Here is an 18,527-nt window from a genome sequence, read left to right as displayed (position 1 = left end):
GCCAGAAACCATATTGCATAATGCCTACCCGCACCATGTCCAGGTGAGTCTCGGGATAGGCCATCACGGCAGCTGAACAGGCTGTGTGCAGTGTTCGGATGGTGAGTCCTTTCTGCTGCAGCATGCGTACCGCCATGTGATAGCGTTGCAGCTGGGCTTTTACCCGGTCATCGTTTTCGCTGCTTTCGGCTCCTGCATAATGTGTGGATACGCCAACTACCTCGAATGCATCAGGCTGCTTCAGAATAATGTCAGCAGCACGCTCCAGATCATCCGTGTTTAATCCGATGCGGTTCATACCTGTCTCCAGATCGAGGTGGATCCTGGCAGGTTTCTGCAAAGCCCTGGCTGCCTTGCCAGCCTGTTCCAGCCTGTCCAGGGAAAACACATAAAATTCAATATTGTGCGTGATAGCCCAGTTTATCTCCTCGTCATCAATATAGCCCATGATCAGGATGGTAGCCGTGTGGGGCAGCACCTGCTGAAGACGATAGGCCTCATCAGCGCTAAAAACTGAAAAATGGTCAACTCCACAGGTATAGGCCAGCTGCCCGAACTCCTCAATACCGTGCCCGTAGGCATTGCCTTTAATGACAGAGGAAAAGCGAACGCCCGGCTTGAGTTGAGCTTTAAGAAATGCTATGTTATGCGCCAGCGCTGAGCGACTTATTTCGATATAGGAACTATAGAACATGAAATGACTAATCGTTTAGGAGGGAAGCTGCGATGCGGTAAAACAGGGAAGCACCAGCAGGTATAAGTTCATCAGGGAAATCATAATCAGCGTGGTGTAGCTGTGGTTGGTCCGTACCAGATCCCAATCCGAAAAGAGCACCGCAATACCTGTTTGTAAAGTGTCCAAAATCTTCGGACCAGCGTACAGGTTGTGCTGCCTGCTTGGCCTCCATACTCAGATAACGGGCAGCCTGATCTACCAGTTCAACTGCCTCCGTACTATTGCGGGTAGCAGGAAACTCCTCCACCCACTCCAGGTCATACCTTAATCCATACTTGAAAGACACCAGCTTAACTAATTCTATTGCAAGGGATTTTAGCCTGTTCAGGTCTTCCTGTTCAAAGGCCCGAAGCGTGGCCATTACTGTTGCAAATCCCGGGTTGGTGCCGAATGCAACTTCACCCAGCCGGGCATGCACGACAGTGAGCAAAGTCAGGTCCTGGAAGGAATGCGGATCACGCACCAGGGAATTGAAAGCCTGTATCAGTTCACTCATACCTTCTCCCGGGTTCAGACCGTTATCAGGCTCCGCAGCATGCGACTCTTTTCCATGTAAATGCACCTTGAGTCCCACAGAAGCCGCAGCGAATATGTCAGGCCGCAGTATTACCTGACCCATAGGCTTGCCTGGCATGTTATGCAGCGCAAACACATAGTCAGGTGCTATTTCCTGAAAAGCAGGGGTATGCAGTACAGCCCAGGCACCTGCTCCGTTTTCCTCTGCCGGCTGAAACAGCAAGACCACCCTTCCTTTGTCCAGTGGGTGCTGGTGCAACAGACTCGCAAGTCCTGCTAAAATAGCCATGTGTCCGTCGTGCCCGCATTTGTGACTAACGCCTTTCTGAATAGAAGTATAAGGCAGTTGGTTCTGCTCTAGAATGGGCAGGGCGTCCAACTCAGCCTGAAGAGTACAGTAGGTCCGGCATCCGGTTTCTTTCCATTAAAAATCAGTGCAAAGCCGTTGCCTCCTAAATCTGTAATTACTTCATCGGGTTGGTAGCGTTGCAGGAAACCACGCAAAGTATGGCTTGTCTCAAATTCAAATCCGGAAAGTTCAGGGTGCTGGTGCAGCTGGTGCCGCAGCGCTGTGATATCTTTCAGATCAGGTATGGAGGGCGTAGATAGGGTAGAGGACATATATTAAATATAGGTATAGCTGTCAGTAGGGCTTACGGAGGTTACCGCTAAAACTTTACAAAAAAGCCTGCCCTAGCAGCACAAAAGGCTGCCAGGGCAGGCTGTGAATAAAACAATACGTTTGATTAAGAGCTTATCTCGGCACTGATAGCATCCACAACCTTCAGCATCACCTCCCGGATCTTAGAAACACCTGCCCGAACTTCAACCAGATTGGTCTCTTGTTTGGCATTTGCCTCCACAAAGCGCACCACTTCTTTCAAAGACTCGATCTTCATGGTATCGATCGTGGACTTTACCTTGTGAGCCAGTGCACTCACCATCTTCCAGTCTTCCTGCTCCATTGCTTTGTGCATATCCTGTACCGTGACAGGAATGGTATCTGCAAATAGCTGGCGGGCGCGGTTCATGAACGCCTCGTTGTTGTGAGACATTTTCTGGATGACCTCCATACTGTAGAGCGGTTCAGCCGGCGCTGTTTCTTCCTGCTGCGTTGCTATAGCCGCAACTCCTACCTGATCGCTTTTTCTCTTTTCAGGAAGCAGGCTGGCAATCTTTGTATAAAGCACCTCTGCTTCAAATGGTTTCGACAGGTAATCATTCATACCTGCGCTCAGGTACTTTTCGGCGTCACCTTTCAGGGCATTGGCAGTTAGTGCAATGATAGGTATACCTGCCTTCTGCTCGTCGGCCATGGCTCTGATCTGTAGGGTGGCATCTATTCCGCTTAGCTCCGGCATCTGAATATCCATCAGGATGATGTCATACTCTGATTGTTGTACCATTTCCACTGCTTCGAGGCCGTTGACAGCCACATCCAGTTGGAAACCCCATTCCTCCATGATCGCCTGTGCCAGGAAGACGTTTACTTCATTGTCCTCTGCCAGCAGCACTTTCACGGCACCCAGACTGCCAAAGTCAATATCAACTGTTTCATCCTCCGGCAGCTGGTCCACTTCACTTTTCGGATAAGTGATCATAAAGTGGAAGATACTGCCACCTTCCGGATTGTCTTCTACCCAGATATCACCCCCTTGTCGTTCTACCAGGTTTTTGCAGATGCTAAGTCCCAGTCCGGTGCCGCCGTACTTACGCGTGATGCTGGAGTAGGCTTGCGTGAAGCCTTCGAAAATCAGGTCCTTTTTATCGGCTGGCACGCTATACCTGTATCCTCGACTGCAAACTCAATCGTGAGGGTAGAAGCCGTTTCTTCCAGTGTTTTGGCGTGCAAAGTCACGCTGCCTTCCTCTGTAAACTTGATGGCATTGTTCAAAAGGTTGAGCAGAATCTGGTTCAGGCGGTACGGGTCACCCTGCAGTAACGTCTGTGGTAAATCCAGTGCGCCAAGCTGAAGTGCTATGTCCTTTTCTTCGGCCTTGTACTTCAATGTATGATAAGCAGCCTGCACGGTCTCTTCAATCCTGAACGGAATGGACTCCAGCTCCAGTTTGCCAGCCTCTATTTTGGCCACATCCAGTATGTCATTGATCACTACCAACAGGTTGTCCGCCGACTGATTAATGATTTTGAGGTAATTAAGCTGCGTTTCATCCAGCTGTGTCTTGTGCAACAGTCCGCTCATACCCAGTATACCGTTGAGCGGCGTTCGGATCTCATGACTCATGTTGGCAAGGAAATTCTCTTTCACCCGTGCAGACTCCTCAGCAGCTTCCTTGGCGCTCTTGAGCTCACGCTCTGTCTGGATTCGGTCAGTCACGTCTTGGGCGATACCGATCACATAGGGCTCCTGCCCATCTTCACTCACCTTGTAGTTCTGGTAATTGAGGAAGCGCTCTTCTTTGTCTTTGCGCAGTATGCACAGGATGCCTTTCACAGCTGTATTGTCCTCGAATTGCTTCAGATATTGCGGGAAGTACTGGCGGTGTAGCAACGGAAAGAATTGTTTCAGTTCTTTGCCGACCACTTCTTCTTCTTTATAGCCAAGCATTTCTACCAGGTAAGGATTGACAGACAGGATAACGCCCTGCATATCGTGCGTACACATATAGGCCTGGCTGTATTTGATCAGGTCACGGTATTTCTTTTCGCTCTTCTTGAGCGCCTCTTCTGCCAGGCGACGCTCAGTAATATCACGCGACGAGGACTGTATTTTGATCACGTTCCCATCACTATCTGTAATGGGCTTGATGCTCGTTTCTACCCAAATATAATAGCCATCACGGTGCATTTTGCGATGCTGTACTGTGGTGTCGTGTTTCTCCTCCAGAGCAACCCGATGTCCCATGGTCTGCACCTTTTCTGCGTCATCCGGGTGAATAATCTGGTAGGCAGATAAACCGAGTAACTCAGCAGATTTGTAGCCTAACATTTCCTCTACGGCATTTGACACATACAGATAAGTACCTGCCGCATCATGCAGGCAAACCAGGTCACGGGAATTTTCAGAAAGCAGTCTGTGAAGTTCCTCGCTTTCCTCCAGCTTTTTGTTGGCGTTATACTGCTCTGTTATGTTAGTGGAGATGCCGAGCACATGCACTTCTCCATTATTAGTTGTCAGTGGCTTCTTGATGGTATTAAACCACTCCACACGACCATCAGGCAAGGTATAGCTGTCCTGCACACGCAACTCCTGGCCTGTCTGTATCACAACTTGATCTACATGGTCATAGTGCTGTATCTCTTGCGGTACATGGTGCAGGTCATGCGTATTTTGATTCAGTAGATCCTCCGGATTCAGACCAAACAGAGCAGCACACTCCTGGTTTACGAGTTTGAAATTGCCTTCGCCGTCCTTTACATATATCAGGGTCGGACTGGTGTCAAGTACCAGTCTGATAAAGTCATTTTTTTCCTTTACTTCAATTGCAGCCTTGCGTTCCTCAGTCACATCCCGCACAATGGTGAGTACCTGCTCATCATTGTATTTCACGATGCGGCCCTCATAGTAGCGCGACTTCAACTCGTAATTTATAGAGTGCATCTGCCCGGTTACAAGCACATCCTGTAGCAGTTCGAAGCTCTTCTGACTCAGAGGAGCAGGCAGCATATCGAAGAGTGTTTTGCCTATCACATCAGATGCCTCCATCACCTCGTACTGGGAGTGTTCGTTATGCATCTCCAGGTACACTCCCTGTTTGTCTATTATAAACATCAGGTCGGGTATGGCATCCAGAATAGCCCTGATCTTGGTCTCGCTGGATTTGATTTCCTGCTGTGCATGATGCAGGTCAGTAATATTGAGTCCGTGGCCAATTATGATTTTTATTTCGCCTTGCTCATCGAGTACAGGGTTTAGCTTACGAATGTGGTAACTCGCATTGCCCTGTTTATCGACAAGCTTTTCCTCGAAGGCCACCTGCCGGCGCTCCTCCATCGTCTTAAGTAAATGTTTACCCCGTGTTTCGATACGATGCAGCGGCACATTGCGATAGGCGCAGTACTCTTCATTCGTTTTGTTGATGATCCATTCCCGCAGATGAGGGTCTGACACGGCAGCAGGGTTCACGAAAATGTAGCGCAGCTGGTTATCATACACTGCCACATCCGAAGGAAGGTTATTCAGAATGGCTTCATAAAACTCTTTCTGATGGGCTAATTCCTGGTTCTTCTGGCGCAGTTTGGTGATATCCTCGGCTGATCCAATGATCTGGCTTACTTTGCCATCGGCACTGCGCTTAAACACTGCTTCCCGACAAAAGAGAATTCTGCTTGACCCGTCGCTGGCATGAACACTATAGGAGATCTCACGTATTTCACCATCCTTGGCACTCAACATGCCGGAAGTATGCTGCAGCAGGAGGGGCTTGTCAGCTTCCTGCACGACGGACATAAAGAAGTGCCCATCCATAGCATCCAACTCCTGTTGGGTATACCCCAGGATCGTTTTAATACAGTTGTTCAGGTAGATGCTTTTGTTCTGGTCGAGATCGTAGATATAGACAATGCTCGGCACCATGTGCATAACATTTTGCACAAGCTCTGCTGTAGTATCTGACGGACGAGAACGGAGTGACTCTAACTCGCAGGCTAAGGTTTGAGCTCTTGTTTCAGCTTCCTGCCGGGCTTTTCTTTCTTTTTCGAGCTCCTGTTGCAATTCCTGCAGCTCATATGAAGTTTCCATCATGCAATCAATAAAACCCGTGTAAAAGAAGAGGCGGATTTATTCGCAAATTATCGCTTTTCAGTGGAGTAACAATCGATGTGAGGATATAATTTAACACATTATGGATTATTTTAAAGCCTGTCTCATAACCACTCTACTACCATACTGATTGCTATAGCTGTTCAGCTTAACTAATGTATCCTCAGGCTTTGCAGTAGGTCTATGTCAAGCCCCGCTCCGGCACGGCCTATGTTACTGACGGAACACCATCGTATAAAGCATACAGTATAACATGCACCAAATACAAATCAGCTACATTAAGGAGGGTACTCTTCAACAGAATAACTGAATTTCTAACTTCAGCTTGAGACACCAAAATATAGCTGATGGATGCATGGTATTAAAGAACCGCTGACAGACAAAAAACTTGATGAGATAAACATACAAAACACGTCGATTCATGATAGCAGCCGTACATTAAATAACGAGCCCATGTGACTACACCAGGTATCCCTTTACCAATGGATATAAACAAAGAATTTGAACTGTATCAGTTCGAAAAACTTAACCAGACGCTCTTTCTTAACCACCCGGATGCCATCTTCCTGCTGGATCTGGAGGGGAAATTCATGATGGTGAATGAGGAGGTATGTCGCATCACGGGGTATGATCGGGAGGAGTTAATCGGGCAAAGTTTTGAGCCACTCATCGAAGAAAGCATGAAGGCCTTTACGCAGGAACGTTTCCAGGATTCAAAGGAAGACAAGCCGCAACGCTACGAAACTTCCATTGTAACGGAAAACGGCATCAAATACCTGGACGTCACAAACTTTCCGCTCAAAAACGACACGCGAATTCTGGCCATCTTTGGCATCGCTAAAGACATTACAGAAAAGAAGCAGAAGGAGATAGAGCTAGAGAAATACACAGCTCTCCTGAAAGAACACAACGACGAACTGGAGATATTTCGTAAAATACTGGCCCATGACATGCGAAAGCCGGTCGCCAATGCCCTGGGTTTTGCACGGCTCCTGCAAGGCAACCTGCCAGAGAATAAAGAAAAGCAGGTAAAGCGCTATTTACTGCACACTGTTGAGTCAGTTGACGTAATGTTGCGCGATCTTAATGAACTGATTGCACTGCAGTCGACGGGTAAGGAAAGCAAGGAAGAGGTAGACGTCAACAAAACCATCAAGCGTATCGTCAATTTCTTTCAGGAAGAAATCCGCCAGGCCAATGCAAGTGTAGATCTGGAAATAGCGGACAACCTCCAGATTCATACCATCAAGGCTTATTTCAACAGCATCATTCGCAATCTGATCTCCAATGCCCTGAAGTACCGCAGCCTGGATCGCCCCACTATGCTAAGCGTGAAAGCTTTTTTGCACGATGCGGTGATTACTATCATTGTAAAAGACAATGGGATTGGCATGGATCTCACTAGCATAGGCAAGGAACTGTTTCAGATGCATCGCCGGTTTGCTCCAAAAGTAGCAGAAGGAAACGGACTGGGACTCTACATCGTGAACCAACAGATCAGGCTAATGGGCGGTCATATCAGCGTTGAAAGTGAAGTAGACAAAGGAACTATCTTCACGATAACGTTACCTACGCACTAAACCAGATATGATTTTTGGAAAGCAGCACCCTCAAAAGGTTGCTTTTTGACCACTTCTTTACCTTACTTCACGATAAGTTCATTGCTCTGTATCATCCGATAGATCGTTGACTTCCCAATGTCCAGCTTATCAGCTACCAGTAGCACATTGTAGTCATACCTGTCCAGGAATCGCTGAATGATGGCGGTTGTATATTCCTTGAGGCTACGCTCTTCAGCCAGAAAGTCCTTATCGGTATGGCTGGCAGAGAAGTTAATGTCCTGCTCCTGTATGGTGTCTTCGTCAGCCAGTACGACAGCCAGTTCCACCAGCGCCTTCAGTTCGCGTACGTTACCCGGGAAAGCATAGGAGAGAAGTTTCTGCTGCGCATCTGGCGACAAGTGCTTACGCCCAAGACCATTCTCTTTGGCAAAGGCATCAATGAAGAATTTTGCCAGAACCAGTATGTCGCTACCCCGCTCACGCAATGGCGGCAATTGAATCGGAAGACCTAGCAAACGGTAATACAAATCTTCTCTGAAACGTCCTTTCTTAACTTCTTCAGCAAGGTTTTTATGCGTCGCTACAATGATGCGGACATCAACCGGCACGACAGCATTTCCTCCTACGCGTGTGATTTCCTTTTCCTGAAGCACGCGCAGCAATTTGGCCTGCAAACTAATGTCAAGTTCCCCAATCTCGTCCAGAAAAATAGTGCCTTTGTTTGCTTCTTCAAACTTACCAAGACGGCGTGACACGGCGCCGGTAAAGGCTCCCTTTTCGTGGCCGAACAGCTCACTTTCGATCAGTTCACGAGGTATAGCCGCTACGTTTACTGCCACATAGGGGGCTTTTTTGCGGGTGCTGTTATAGTGTATAGCCTTTGCAACAAGCTCCTTACCTGTACCCGTCTCACCATGCACCGACACAGTGATATTGGTTTTAGAGGCTTTGTCCATCAGGTTAAACACCTTCTTAATAGCATCACTGTTGCCAATGATCACTTTGCCGAAATCGTATTTCTGGCCAATCTCTTCTTTCAGGTGGTCAATCTCTTCACGCAGCGACACATTTTCCCGGATCTTATTGATCGTGTTCCAAAGGCGTTCTGGCGTGTCTTCGTCTTTTACAATGTAGTCGTAGGCACCCAGCTTGAGCAGGTCCACAGCTGTGGCCACATCTTCCTGACCCGAAATCACCACAACCTGCACATCCGGGTTTTGCTCTTTTATGCGTCTGAGTACCTCTGATCCATTTTTGTCAGGCAGCGAGTAGTCCAGCGTCACTACATTTGGGCGCAGGTGCATACTGGCAAGGCATTCATTTGCTGAGTGAAATTTATAGATTTCGTAGTCTGGATTGAGCGAAAGGTGGTATTCCAGCAATTCGCTGTACCATACATCGTCATCTAGTATAAATATCTTAAAAGAACCGTTTGTCATCAGGTAGTGGGATAATTGCAAAATTTGAGTCAAATATAACTGAAAAGTTATACCCTGTTAACAGAATCCGGTTCAATTTTGGTTTAACTGTACCACCTGATTAACATTTCAAAATAATATTATAATCAGCCATGGTTCAGTACTTTAGATGATAAGGTAATAACTGCCTCGTCTGGTGCAGCTTAAATTTAAACTCCGGTTGGAGTATTGTTCAATTAAAACAGGCGCACCTATGCAGGCAAGAACATTTACGAATGATTCCAGGCAGCTCACAATAAGCCTTCGTGATTAACTGATCAACCAGTACAACAGCTTTATGGGAGTTTACGATATATGCGTTCTTCTGCTCATCTTTATATTTGTGGCCTGATGATCATGGTGCAAAACCAAGGCCAGGGACTGTGTGGAAATGGCGCTACAGGAACATGACCTCCTGCAGGTTCCTAAGTAAACCCGGCTATCCCTTTGTGCTGATCACCTCACACTTGGCCCGCACAAACATGAATACGCCGTAGCAGATAAGTCCCAGGGCCAGAACACCCAACAGGTAAGAGCCATACGAAGCCTCCTCCAGAAACTGAAAAGCTTGCGAACTGCTGCCAGCCTCACGGAAATTAGCCTTAATGGCAGCCCGCAGCAACAAGTACCCAATGATCAGCCAGACAATTCCGCGGGCAATGTAACCCACCAGACCGGCACGGACGAGAGAGGTGCGAACCTCCGGTTTCAGCTGTTCCGATTGCACTTTATTCATATACTTGCCGGAATAGGCCCTGTAAAACTGGTAAAGCCCCATAATCATCGTGCCGACAGCCACAGCTCCCAGTAACCACTGCCCAAAAGGTTGCGCCAGTAATTCGCGGGCAAGAGTCTGCCGTGAATCTGTTCCATTGCTTCCGCCGCCGTTGCCCAGCAGCAACTGAGCTGCAGTAAAGGCAAGTGCCCCATAAACTAATCCGCTGAAAGCATAGCCTATACGTTTGCCTATACCTTTGGCATCCTTGCCCTTATCTTCCGTGTCGCGAATGGCCTGTATAAGTCGCCACAGGGTATAGCAGAGCATGCCCGCCACCACAATAGCAAGCAGCACCTGCCCATAAGGCTGCTCCAGGATAAACTGAAACACGCCGGTCTTGCCGGCGCCTGTTCTGTCTGTCCGCCTAGTTCGAAGGCCGCCATAAAAGCCAGTGCACCGACGAGACAGTACACGATTCCTTTAGCGATCAGGCCGATGCGGGCAAATCGTACGACCCACTCCGGACGAGGGGAAGGTATATGGGAAGGGGAGATTGAAATGTCCATAAAGTATGTATAGTAACCTTCCCATACACGCAAACTTAAAGCTAAAGTTTATCACCCTGACTATAAGTTTTTGAATCGCTTGAAAGCCTCTTCTTCAAGCCGTGCACGGTGATCGGGATGCGCGATTCCGATCAAGGCTTTGGCCCGCTGACGCAGGTTCTTGCCATAAAGGTAAGCAACCCCATATTCTGTCACCACATAATGCACGTGCGCACGAGTGGTCACTACGCCGGCACCCTGGTTAATATAAGGCGTGATCCGCGAAATTCCTTTATTGGTGACAGATGGCAGAGCAATGATAGGCTTTCCGCCTTTGGAGAGGGCTGCTCCCCGGATAAAGTCCATCTGTCCGCCTATACCTGAAAACTGGTAGGTGCCAATGGAGTCGGAAACCACCTGGCCGGTCAGGTCGATCTCAATCGCGCTGTTAATGGCCGTAACTTTTGGATTAGAGCGAATGACGGTCACATCATTCACATAGTCAGAGCTCAGCATGGTGATCAGTGGATTGTCATCTACAAAATCATACAATTTGCGGTTGCCGACAATAAAGCCGGTCGCAATTCTTCCCGGATGCTTCTTCTTGAATTCGTTAGTGATAATTCCCTGCTCTACCAGCGGCAGTATACCATTGGAGAACATCTCTGTATGAATGCCCAGACCTTTGTGATTCGTCAGGCTGTTGAGTGTAGCATCAGGTATTGCGCTATTCCCATTTGCAGGGTGGCACCATCTTCTACCAGTTCGGCAATGTAACGGCCGATGGTCTCCTCCGTCTGGGTGATGCGCTGACCATAGTCGACTTCCGGCAGCGGCTCGTTCACCTCCACCAGTGCGTCGAAGCGGCGGATGTTGATCAGGCGTCGCCATGGGTACGGGGCATTTGCGGGTTTACCTGCGCGATGACATGCTGCGCACTGATGACAGCCTGGCGGGCGATGTCAACGGAAACACCCAGGGAGCAGAAACCATGGCGGTCGGGTGGCGACACGTGCACGATGGCTACATCCAGCGGCATAATACCTGAGCGGAACAGGTTAGGAATCTCACTCAGGAAGATTGGTACATAGTCGCCGCGGCCACTGTTTACAGCCTCCCGCACATTGGCCGACACAAACAGGGAGTTTATGTAGAAGGCATCGCTGCATCGCTCTTCGGCACAGGGCATGTCACCAAAAGTAGATATACTCACTAGCTCCACGTTACGCAGTTCATCTGCGCGCTCAGCCAGTTTGTGCAGCAGGTACTGTGGTGTGGCTGCACTGCCATGCACAAACACGCGATCGCCTGACTTGATAACAGAAAGTGCTTCTTCAGCTGAGGTGTACTTCAATTGGGGTTGATTCATGGGTTCCTTATTTTTGATCTTAAGCCTTGAGCGTATCGCTTAACTTACGGCTGGTCTTATGCTCGGTTTGAAATGCCTCTTATTTCGTGCCGGCATATTTATTTATTCGCAAAAGAATATATAAATTTGAAAGCAAGCGATGATAATTGTCACCCTTAAAAATGAGCTTGCGTAAGGAGGGGAGGAGAAGAGCCTGCTGCCTTTGCCCTCCAGACACCAGCATCTACTATGAAAAGCATGAAAAATAAACTGAACTCAGCATTATATCTCTTTCTGTGCGCGCTCTTTTTCAGTTCCTGCGTGGCCACTTCCGGCATTGACAACACCAGCACGATCAGTTCATCAGAAGGCGTATTAAGTAAAAAAAGCACCTATGCCTGGTACCAACCACACCGTCTGCTCAGCCGACTTATGGACAGGGCTTTGATGCGGATCTGCACAAGCACCTGCTGCAGTCGGTAGAGGAAGAACTGCAGCGTAAGGGCTATACCAAAACCACTGTGAATCCGGATATGTTAGTAGCTTATGATGTGAGTGTATCGGTACCGGATGCGATGGACAAGCCGGAACTGTATGGCCCTGGATTTGGGTACAGCTATGCCTATATGTCTGGCTACAGGTATAGCTATGGCAATGCAGAGCTGCCCGGCTACCGCGCTGTAGATCTCTTTAAGCAGGGCACGCTGATTGTTGATGTGATCGACCCGAAATCGAAACAGCTGCTCTGGCGGGGCTGGACGGAAGGCGCCGTGAAGAATTTTGATGCTAGCTACGGCAAAGTGAGAAGTCTGGTGCAGGAAATTGTCAAGCGACTGCCTACTGCTGCGCAGCCTTAATATGAGACCACGCCAGCGAGCGTAGGCTGTTAAGTTATGTCCGTAATTGTCCCCGTGAGGAAATTATAGGAGTGTAAATTCGGTGCTGAATTGCCATTAGCAAACTTAACTACGATGCATCCGCAGCCTCTGCGCCCCCCTCAAGGGGAGAACTTGCTAGAACTTAACGGCCCCATACCAGAGAGCGGGGTTTTCTTTTTCAGACTTAATCAGCCCGTACGAAATTATTGAATCGCATCACATCAGACGGCTTGCCTACCACATAGACCACGTCTCCGCGTTTCAGTTTTGTATGGGCATTGATCTCCAGTAACGTATCGCCATCCCGCTTTATACCTACCACCGTGATTCCAAAGCGATTGCGCACATCGGCATCAATAAGGGTTTTACCTACCAGCGAGTCTTCCTTGGTATAGATCCGCAGACTGGCTACTTCAATATCTGGCAGGTCAGTTGATATATTTCCCGCATTGGTTTTGCTGCCTGTCAGGCTGCGCAGCATATCATAATTATCGGCCCGGATGCTGTAAGTAAAGTTGGCAATCTCATCACGTGGCATCAGGTATTTGGAAAGCACGCGGGTAAAAATCTCGATAGAAGTTTCAAACTCCTCAGGTATCACCTCATCGGCTCCCAGCCGGAAGTTCTCCTCCATCTCCTGCACGAAGCGGGTTCTGACAATGATATGCACTTTGTCGCTCACTTCTCTGATGCTGGAAATAATTCGTTTAGTCGCTTCAGGGTCGGATATTGCGATCACCACCACACGGGCCTTGTGTATATTGATATGCGATAAGATGACACCGTGCACGGCGTCACCGTAGAGTATGGGCTCCCCCCGCAGGCGTTCTTCTTTTACAGTTACAGCATTAAGCTCCACAATCACGTAAGGTATGCTGGCATGGCGTGCCGCTTTGGCCACATTGCGTCCGTTTATCCCATACCCGATGATCACAATGTGGTCTTCCAGATGGTGCATATCATCTGACGCATCGGCATTGACTGGAGCATTGGGTATCTGGTTATTGACAGGTACCCAGCGGGCACTCAGCTTATTGGCAATAGTGTGAAAAGAACCGATCACAAAAGGGGTGATCGCCATAGTCAGCAGCGAAACAGAGAGGAAATACTGGTATACCTCCTGAGAGAGCAGACCACTGTTTATACCTGTTTTGGAGAGAATAAACGCAAACTCACCCACCTGAAAAAGCGAAAGACCAACCAGTATGGACGTACGCAACGGGTACTGTAATATTCGGGCGGCCATAGCTGCGATTACACCTTTCAGTATAAAGGTGCAGACAGTCAGTAGCAGGATCAGCGGCAGGTGTTGCAGCATGAATGCAAAGTCGAGCAGCATACCGATCGACACGAAAAAGAAACTGGTGAAGATTTCCCGGAAAGGAAGAATGTTACTTGTGGCCTGGTGGCTATACTCCGACTCTGAAATAATCAAACCTGCCATAAACGCCCCCAGCGCCAGCGACAAGCCAAGACTCTGCGTCAGCCAGGCCACCGCAAAACAAATCACCACAATGCTGAGGATGAAAAGCTCCTTGCTCTTGGTCTGGGCAACGATAAACAGCAGCTTGGGTACCAGGTATCGGGCACTGATCAAAACGAACACAATCACAAAAGCGCCCTTAAGCACCATAAGCAGTAATTCAACCACAATGTTTTCAGAGCCGCCCGCCATCAGAGGCGCCACCAGCATCATGGGCACTACCACAATATCCTGAAAGATCAGAATGCCCAGCACCACCTTTCCATGTGGACTGTTGATCTCGCCTTTGTCCTGCAATAGCTTGAGCACAATGGCCGTACTGCTTAGAGCAAACAGGAAACCGACAAAGAAACCTTCGGCTGCTGTGAAGTTGAACATCATCAGAACGAGGCCAACCAGCAAAATCGTAACGAGGACCTGGGTAGCGCCTCCCAGTAAGACAGTCCGCTTGATCAGGGCCAGGTTGCGTAGCGAAAACTCCATCCCGATGATAAAGAGAAGCAGAATTACACCGATCTCGGCCAGAATCTCAATGTCATGTACATCTGCAATCAGGTTGAGGCCGTGTGGTCCGGCAATCACACCCGTCATCAGGAAACCCAGGATTGTCGGCAGCCTGAAGCGCTGAAAGAGCAGAATCACCACCACGGCCAATCCCAGAATAATAACGACGTCAGATAATAAAGGAATTTCCATTCGATTTTAATTTGCCCAGCGGTCTTTCTTATTCGAGTATCAACCTGCTTGGGTTGAAAGATGGAGCAATATAGTGAAGTATTAAAAGGATTTTGACATAAAAAAGGAAGGTGAGTGGCATTGGGCAAATGTTTTGATAAAACAGGCGACAGGTTTTTTGCCGGATTATTTTTGCGCTATATTTAGGGTTCGGAACTACAAAACAGCGCTATACCTTATGAAACAGTACCTGGACCTGATGCAGCATATCCTCGACAAGGGGGTGAAGAAAGAAGACCGTACCGGCACCGGTACGCTGAGTGTGTTTGGTTACCAGATGCGTTTTGATCTGGCGGAGGGCTTTCCGCTGGTAACAACCAAAAAGGTGCACCTCAAGTCGATCATCCACGAATTGCTGTGGTTCCTGAAAGGGGATACCAACATTTCCTATTTAAAGGAAAATGGGGTCACAATCTGGGATGAATGGGCGGATGCAAACGGCGACCTGGGTCCGGTATACGGATCGCAGTGGCGCAGCTGGCCCACACCGGACGGCCGCCATATCGATCAGATCACGCAGGTGGTTAATCAGTTGAAAAACAACCCGGATTCCCGTCGTATCATTGTAAGTGCCTGGAACGTGGCGGAGATTGAGAACATGAAGCTACCACCTTGCCACGCCTTCTATCAGTTTTATGTAGCAGAAGGCAAACTGAGCTGCCAACTGTACCAGCGCTCTGCCGATGTTTTCCTGGGCGTGCCGTTTAACATTGCCTCTTATGCTTTACTGGTGCTGATGATGGCGCAAGTGACAGGGCTGGAACCGGGCGAGTTCATCTGGACAGGCGGCGACACGCACCTATACCTGAACCACCTGGAGCAGGCACAGTTGCAACTTACCCGTGAGCCATACCCACTGCCGACCATGCGCCTGAATCCGGATGTAAAGGATATCTTCGACTTTAAGTTCGAGGACTTCAAACTGGAGAACTACGTGTCGCACCCCGGCATAAAGGCACCTGTTGCGGTATAACAGGTTAACATGTAGCGATATAAAGCAAAAGGCCCGAAGCTAAACTTCGGGCCTTCATTATTATGGATTTGTTGACCAGATACCGGCCTCTTTGATAAACACGCGGCGGTTAAGTTTCAGCTGCGCCACGATCAGTTCGGCAAAATCCTCGGGCTGCATCACGCGCTCCGGGTTACCGTCAGTCAGCTTAAGTTCGATAGCCAGCTCTGTTGCCACTGTGCTTGGCGTGAGGGTACTCACCCGGATGTTATGCTTGCGCACTTCCTGCATCAGCGACTCCGACAAGCCGATGAGAGCGAATTTAGAGGCACTGTAGGCACTTGTTACCGGAGCTCCTCTCTGACCAGCCGTAGAAGAAATGTTGATGATGTCACCGGTCTGCGCTCGATCATTTCCGGCAGCACGGCCCGGGTCACGTAATAAACCCCCATCAGGTTCACACGGATAATGTTCTCCCAGTCAGCCGGGTCCAGCTCCAGGAACTTGCCAAACTTAGCCGTACCCGCATTGTTGATCAGGATATCGATCGGGCCAAGTTCAGCACCAATCGCCTTCACCGCTTCGTTTACTGAGTATATATCGGTCACGTCGGCAGTAGCAACGGAAGCTTTAACACCTAGCTTCTTCACTTCTGCTGCAACTTCTTCTAATTGAGTAGTAGTGCGTGCCAGCAAGCCCACGTTTACACCTTCCTGAGCCAGCGCAATCGCAATTGCCCGACCTATACCTTTACCAGCGCCTGTGATCAGGGCGCTTTTCCCTTTTAATGATTCCATGTTGTAAGCCTTAATGTTTGTAGCTACAAATATACTACAGAATACGGTAAAGGTTCATATGCTATACACGATTGCTTAAGATAGGCTATCGCTTGAAGGGGAGCATGCGCTTTTCGGAGCTGCTTTGCATGGCCAGTTCAACCACCCGGATAGTATTCAGCGCCTGCTCAGGCTTCACCTCCAGTTCTGTTATACCCAGGATAGCATCCCGTACATTTTCGTAGTAGTCGCGATAGTCACCTTGTTCACTCTGGATTTTCCCGACAAGGTGCTGCCCTTTGAGTTCAGTGTCCAGTCTTCCCCAGATCTCTTCAGGCTCAGCTCCCCAGTCTGTACCTGCAGGAGCGAGCCCCGCCTTTAATGCTGCTTCCTGCACATCCAGGCCATACTTCACAAAAGAACCTTTGTCTCCCGAAAGGATAAAGCGAGGCCCAGGCTGCTTTACCAACATACCTGCTTTAAGTATAGCTTTCAAGCCATTGGCATAATAGAGTGTCAGGTCGAAACTATCAATTATTTGCCCGCCACTGCGCTGAGTCCGCAGGTCGGCGTAGAGTGCCTCAGGCAAACCAAACAGCACCAGTGCCTGATCGATCAGGTGTGATCCTAGGTCATACAAAATACCTGTACCCGGTTTCTCTTCTTCTTTCCAGGTCTCGGAAGCAGGTATAGGCCGGAAGCGATCAAAGTGTGCTTCGTACTCCACCAGTCGCCCCAGCAACTGGCCATCAATTAGTTTTTTTACTGTTTTGAAATCACTGTCCCAGCGACGATTCTGGTAAACGGTCAGCAATTTTCCTTTTTGTTGTGCCAGTTCAATCAGCTCACTCGCCTCCTCCGATGTAACAGTAAAAGGCTTCTCAACCACTACATGCTTACCGGCCTCTAATGCTGCTTTGGCCAGGTTGTAATGTGTGTCGTTGGTGGTAGCGACGATCACCAGATCAACAGTTTCATCCTCCAGGACACTACCTGTTTCAGGTACAACTTCAGCATCAGGGTAAAGCCTGTTGGCCAGGGCAATGCTTTCGGGACGGTTTGCTTTTATTTTCCTGAGCTTTATACCTTCTACAACCGATATAATGGGCGCATGAAAAACCCGCCCGGCCATTCCAAAGCCCAGGAGGCCGATATGTATTGGTTTATTTGTCATAAGAGAGTGTTACGCGCTGATTTAATGAACTACTAGATGAAGTATACTATTTACATCACCCAACTGATAGCACTAGACCATTTTTAAAGCTTTGCAGCCATTCACTGTTTACTTTCAAGCTGTTCTCATCCAGGTATTCTATACCTCGTATACCTGTCACATTCGCTGCAAATACAGCTTCTGCTTGCAGCAACTCTTCCGGTTTGGCCAGTACTTCCCGTACCGCTATACCTTGCTGCTGACTCCAACGCAGAATGTTTCTACGCAGAATTCCGTTCACACAGCCCGTTTCCAGGGCGGGTGTATACAAATCACCTTTATCGTTCAGCCAGAACAGGTTTGAAGAAATCAATTCCGCCAAATGCCCTGCGCATCCAACAGCAGCATGTCATCAAAACCTTTATTTCGTTTTTCTATACCTGCCAGCACATAAAGCGGTGCATGCGGGCCTTTGAAATGGGAGAGGGAGGAGTAGCAGGTACGTACGCCCTGGCAAATACCGATTGTTAGACCTGCTTCAGGTATGGCTTGCGTTGGCTCTGCAGTCGCCAGCCATTCGATCTCATTTGTCTGCGGGGTATACAAACCACCTCCTGACCGCCAGACTTTTAACTTCAAACGCCCTATCTTAAAAGAGTTATGCTGTCTTGCGAGATACAATAGATTCTCTTCAAGTTCGCCACTCCAGAAACAGTCAGGTATAGCTAGTTGTAACGCCTCAGCGGCTTCCCGCATACGAGCCTGATGGTCCCGCCAAAATCGCAAATTACCGTCCACGACCATGACCGTTTCAAAGAAACCGTCATTGTACTGAAAAGCCCGGTTATGGATGGGGAGTTTCAAGTCTTGCACTGGAAGGAATTGATTGTTGTAGAGAAGCAAGGGAATTAGAGAGTTTAAGATTTCAGGAGTTCAGGATGTTTG

At 48.7% G+C, this 18,527-nt stretch carries 13 protein-coding genes and 3 pseudogenes; 4 read left to right on the top strand and 12 right to left on the bottom strand.

Features of this window, described 5'->3' with window-relative positions:
• The 5 genes from O71_RS01765 to O71_RS01750 all read right to left on the bottom strand — a co-directional run.
• Nucleotides 1–694: alanine racemase (locus O71_RS01765; RefSeq protein ID WP_007652556.1), on the bottom strand; the 694-nt coding region annotated here is incomplete at its 3' end.
• Between the two features lie 7 nt (nucleotides 695–701).
• Nucleotides 702–1,631 carry an amidohydrolase gene (locus O71_RS01760; RefSeq protein WP_237717660.1) on the bottom strand — a complete coding sequence of 310 codons (930 nt, stop codon included), beginning with the start codon at nucleotides 1,629–1,631 and terminating at the stop codon, nucleotides 702–704.
• Nucleotides 1,610–1,873 (bottom strand): hypothetical protein, encoded by a 264-nt coding sequence (locus tag O71_RS24940; RefSeq protein WP_007652552.1) that lies wholly within the window; start codon nucleotides 1,871–1,873, stop codon nucleotides 1,610–1,612. The genes O71_RS01760 and O71_RS24940 overlap by 22 nt, the downstream gene beginning before the upstream one ends.
• Before the next feature lie 125 nt (nucleotides 1,874–1,998).
• On the bottom strand, nucleotides 1,999–3,030 hold the full coding sequence (locus O71_RS01755) for a response regulator (protein ID WP_007652551.1): 1,032 nt from the start codon (nucleotides 3,028–3,030) through the stop codon (nucleotides 1,999–2,001).
• The gene (locus O71_RS01750; RefSeq protein WP_007652550.1) at nucleotides 3,006–5,957 is read right to left on the bottom strand and encodes a PAS domain-containing protein; all 2,952 of its coding nucleotides are present in this window, start codon (nucleotides 5,955–5,957) and stop codon (nucleotides 3,006–3,008) included. Before O71_RS01750 ends, O71_RS01755 begins: the two co-directional genes overlap by 25 nt.
• Before the next feature lie 500 nt (nucleotides 5,958–6,457).
• On the opposite strand from O71_RS01750, the gene O71_RS01745 reads away from it, so the two are divergent.
• Nucleotides 6,458–7,555, top strand: a complete 1,098-nt coding sequence (locus tag O71_RS01745; RefSeq protein WP_007652549.1) for a PAS domain S-box protein — start codon at nucleotides 6,458–6,460, stop codon at nucleotides 7,553–7,555.
• 62 nt (nucleotides 7,556–7,617) lie between these two features.
• On the opposite strand, the gene O71_RS01740 is transcribed toward O71_RS01745, so the two are convergent.
• From O71_RS01740 to O71_RS01730, 3 genes and pseudogenes are all read right to left on the bottom strand, one after another.
• Nucleotides 7,618–8,976 carry a sigma-54 dependent transcriptional regulator gene (locus O71_RS01740; RefSeq protein WP_007652548.1) on the bottom strand — a complete coding sequence of 453 codons (1,359 nt, stop codon included), beginning with the start codon at nucleotides 8,974–8,976 and terminating at the stop codon, nucleotides 7,618–7,620.
• 457 nt (nucleotides 8,977–9,433) lie between these two features.
• Nucleotides 9,434–10,102 (bottom strand): DUF1206 domain-containing protein, encoded by a 669-nt coding sequence (locus tag O71_RS01735; protein WP_007652547.1) that lies wholly within the window; start codon nucleotides 10,100–10,102, stop codon nucleotides 9,434–9,436.
• Nucleotides 10,103–10,338: 236 nt separating this feature from the next.
• Nucleotides 10,339–11,626 (bottom strand): annotated as a pseudogene (locus tag O71_RS01730) (acetyl-CoA hydrolase/transferase family protein).
• A gap of 237 nt (nucleotides 11,627–11,863) precedes the next feature.
• Here O71_RS01730 and O71_RS23625 point away from each other — a divergent pair.
• Nucleotides 11,864–12,088, top strand: coding sequence for a hypothetical protein (locus O71_RS23625; RefSeq protein ID WP_155800424.1), 225 nt, complete (start codon nucleotides 11,864–11,866; stop codon nucleotides 12,086–12,088).
• Complete coding sequence (locus tag O71_RS01725; protein WP_081490414.1) at nucleotides 12,004–12,462, top strand: DUF4136 domain-containing protein; 459 nt, start codon at nucleotides 12,004–12,006, stop codon at nucleotides 12,460–12,462. The genes O71_RS23625 and O71_RS01725 overlap by 85 nt, the downstream gene beginning before the upstream one ends.
• A 205-nt stretch (nucleotides 12,463–12,667) precedes the next feature.
• Here the strand turns inward: O71_RS01725 and O71_RS01720 are convergent, their stop codons facing one another.
• On the bottom strand, nucleotides 12,668–14,662 hold the full coding sequence (locus tag O71_RS01720; protein ID WP_007652538.1) for a cation:proton antiporter: 1,995 nt from the start codon (nucleotides 14,660–14,662) through the stop codon (nucleotides 12,668–12,670).
• A gap of 217 nt (nucleotides 14,663–14,879) precedes the next feature.
• Here O71_RS01720 and O71_RS01715 point away from each other — a divergent pair, with 217 nt between their 5' ends.
• A complete protein-coding gene (locus O71_RS01715; RefSeq protein ID WP_007652536.1) occupies nucleotides 14,880–15,674 on the top strand; it encodes a thymidylate synthase in 795 nt (264 codons plus the stop codon).
• 60 nt (nucleotides 15,675–15,734) lie between these two features.
• Here the strand turns inward: O71_RS01715 and O71_RS01710 are convergent.
• The 3 genes and pseudogenes from O71_RS01710 to O71_RS24935 form a co-directional block, all read right to left on the bottom strand.
• Nucleotides 15,735–16,450, bottom strand: a pseudogene (locus tag O71_RS01710) (3-ketoacyl-ACP reductase).
• Between the two features lie 85 nt (nucleotides 16,451–16,535).
• Nucleotides 16,536–17,603, bottom strand: a complete 1,068-nt coding sequence (locus O71_RS01705) for an oxidoreductase (RefSeq protein WP_007652530.1) — start codon at nucleotides 17,601–17,603, stop codon at nucleotides 16,536–16,538.
• Between the two features lie 55 nt (nucleotides 17,604–17,658).
• A pseudogene (locus O71_RS24935) lies at nucleotides 17,659–18,386 on the bottom strand (aminotransferase class IV).
• Between the last annotated feature and the right edge of the window lie 141 nt (nucleotides 18,387–18,527).

The sequence above is a fragment of the Pontibacter sp. BAB1700 genome (genome assembly GCF_000277005.1).
GTDB classification, from domain to species: Bacteria; Bacteroidota; Bacteroidia; order Cytophagales; family Hymenobacteraceae; genus Pontibacter; species Pontibacter lucknowensis.
Note: the sequence above shows the minus strand (reverse complement) of the source record. Positions and strands in the feature narration are given on the sequence as shown.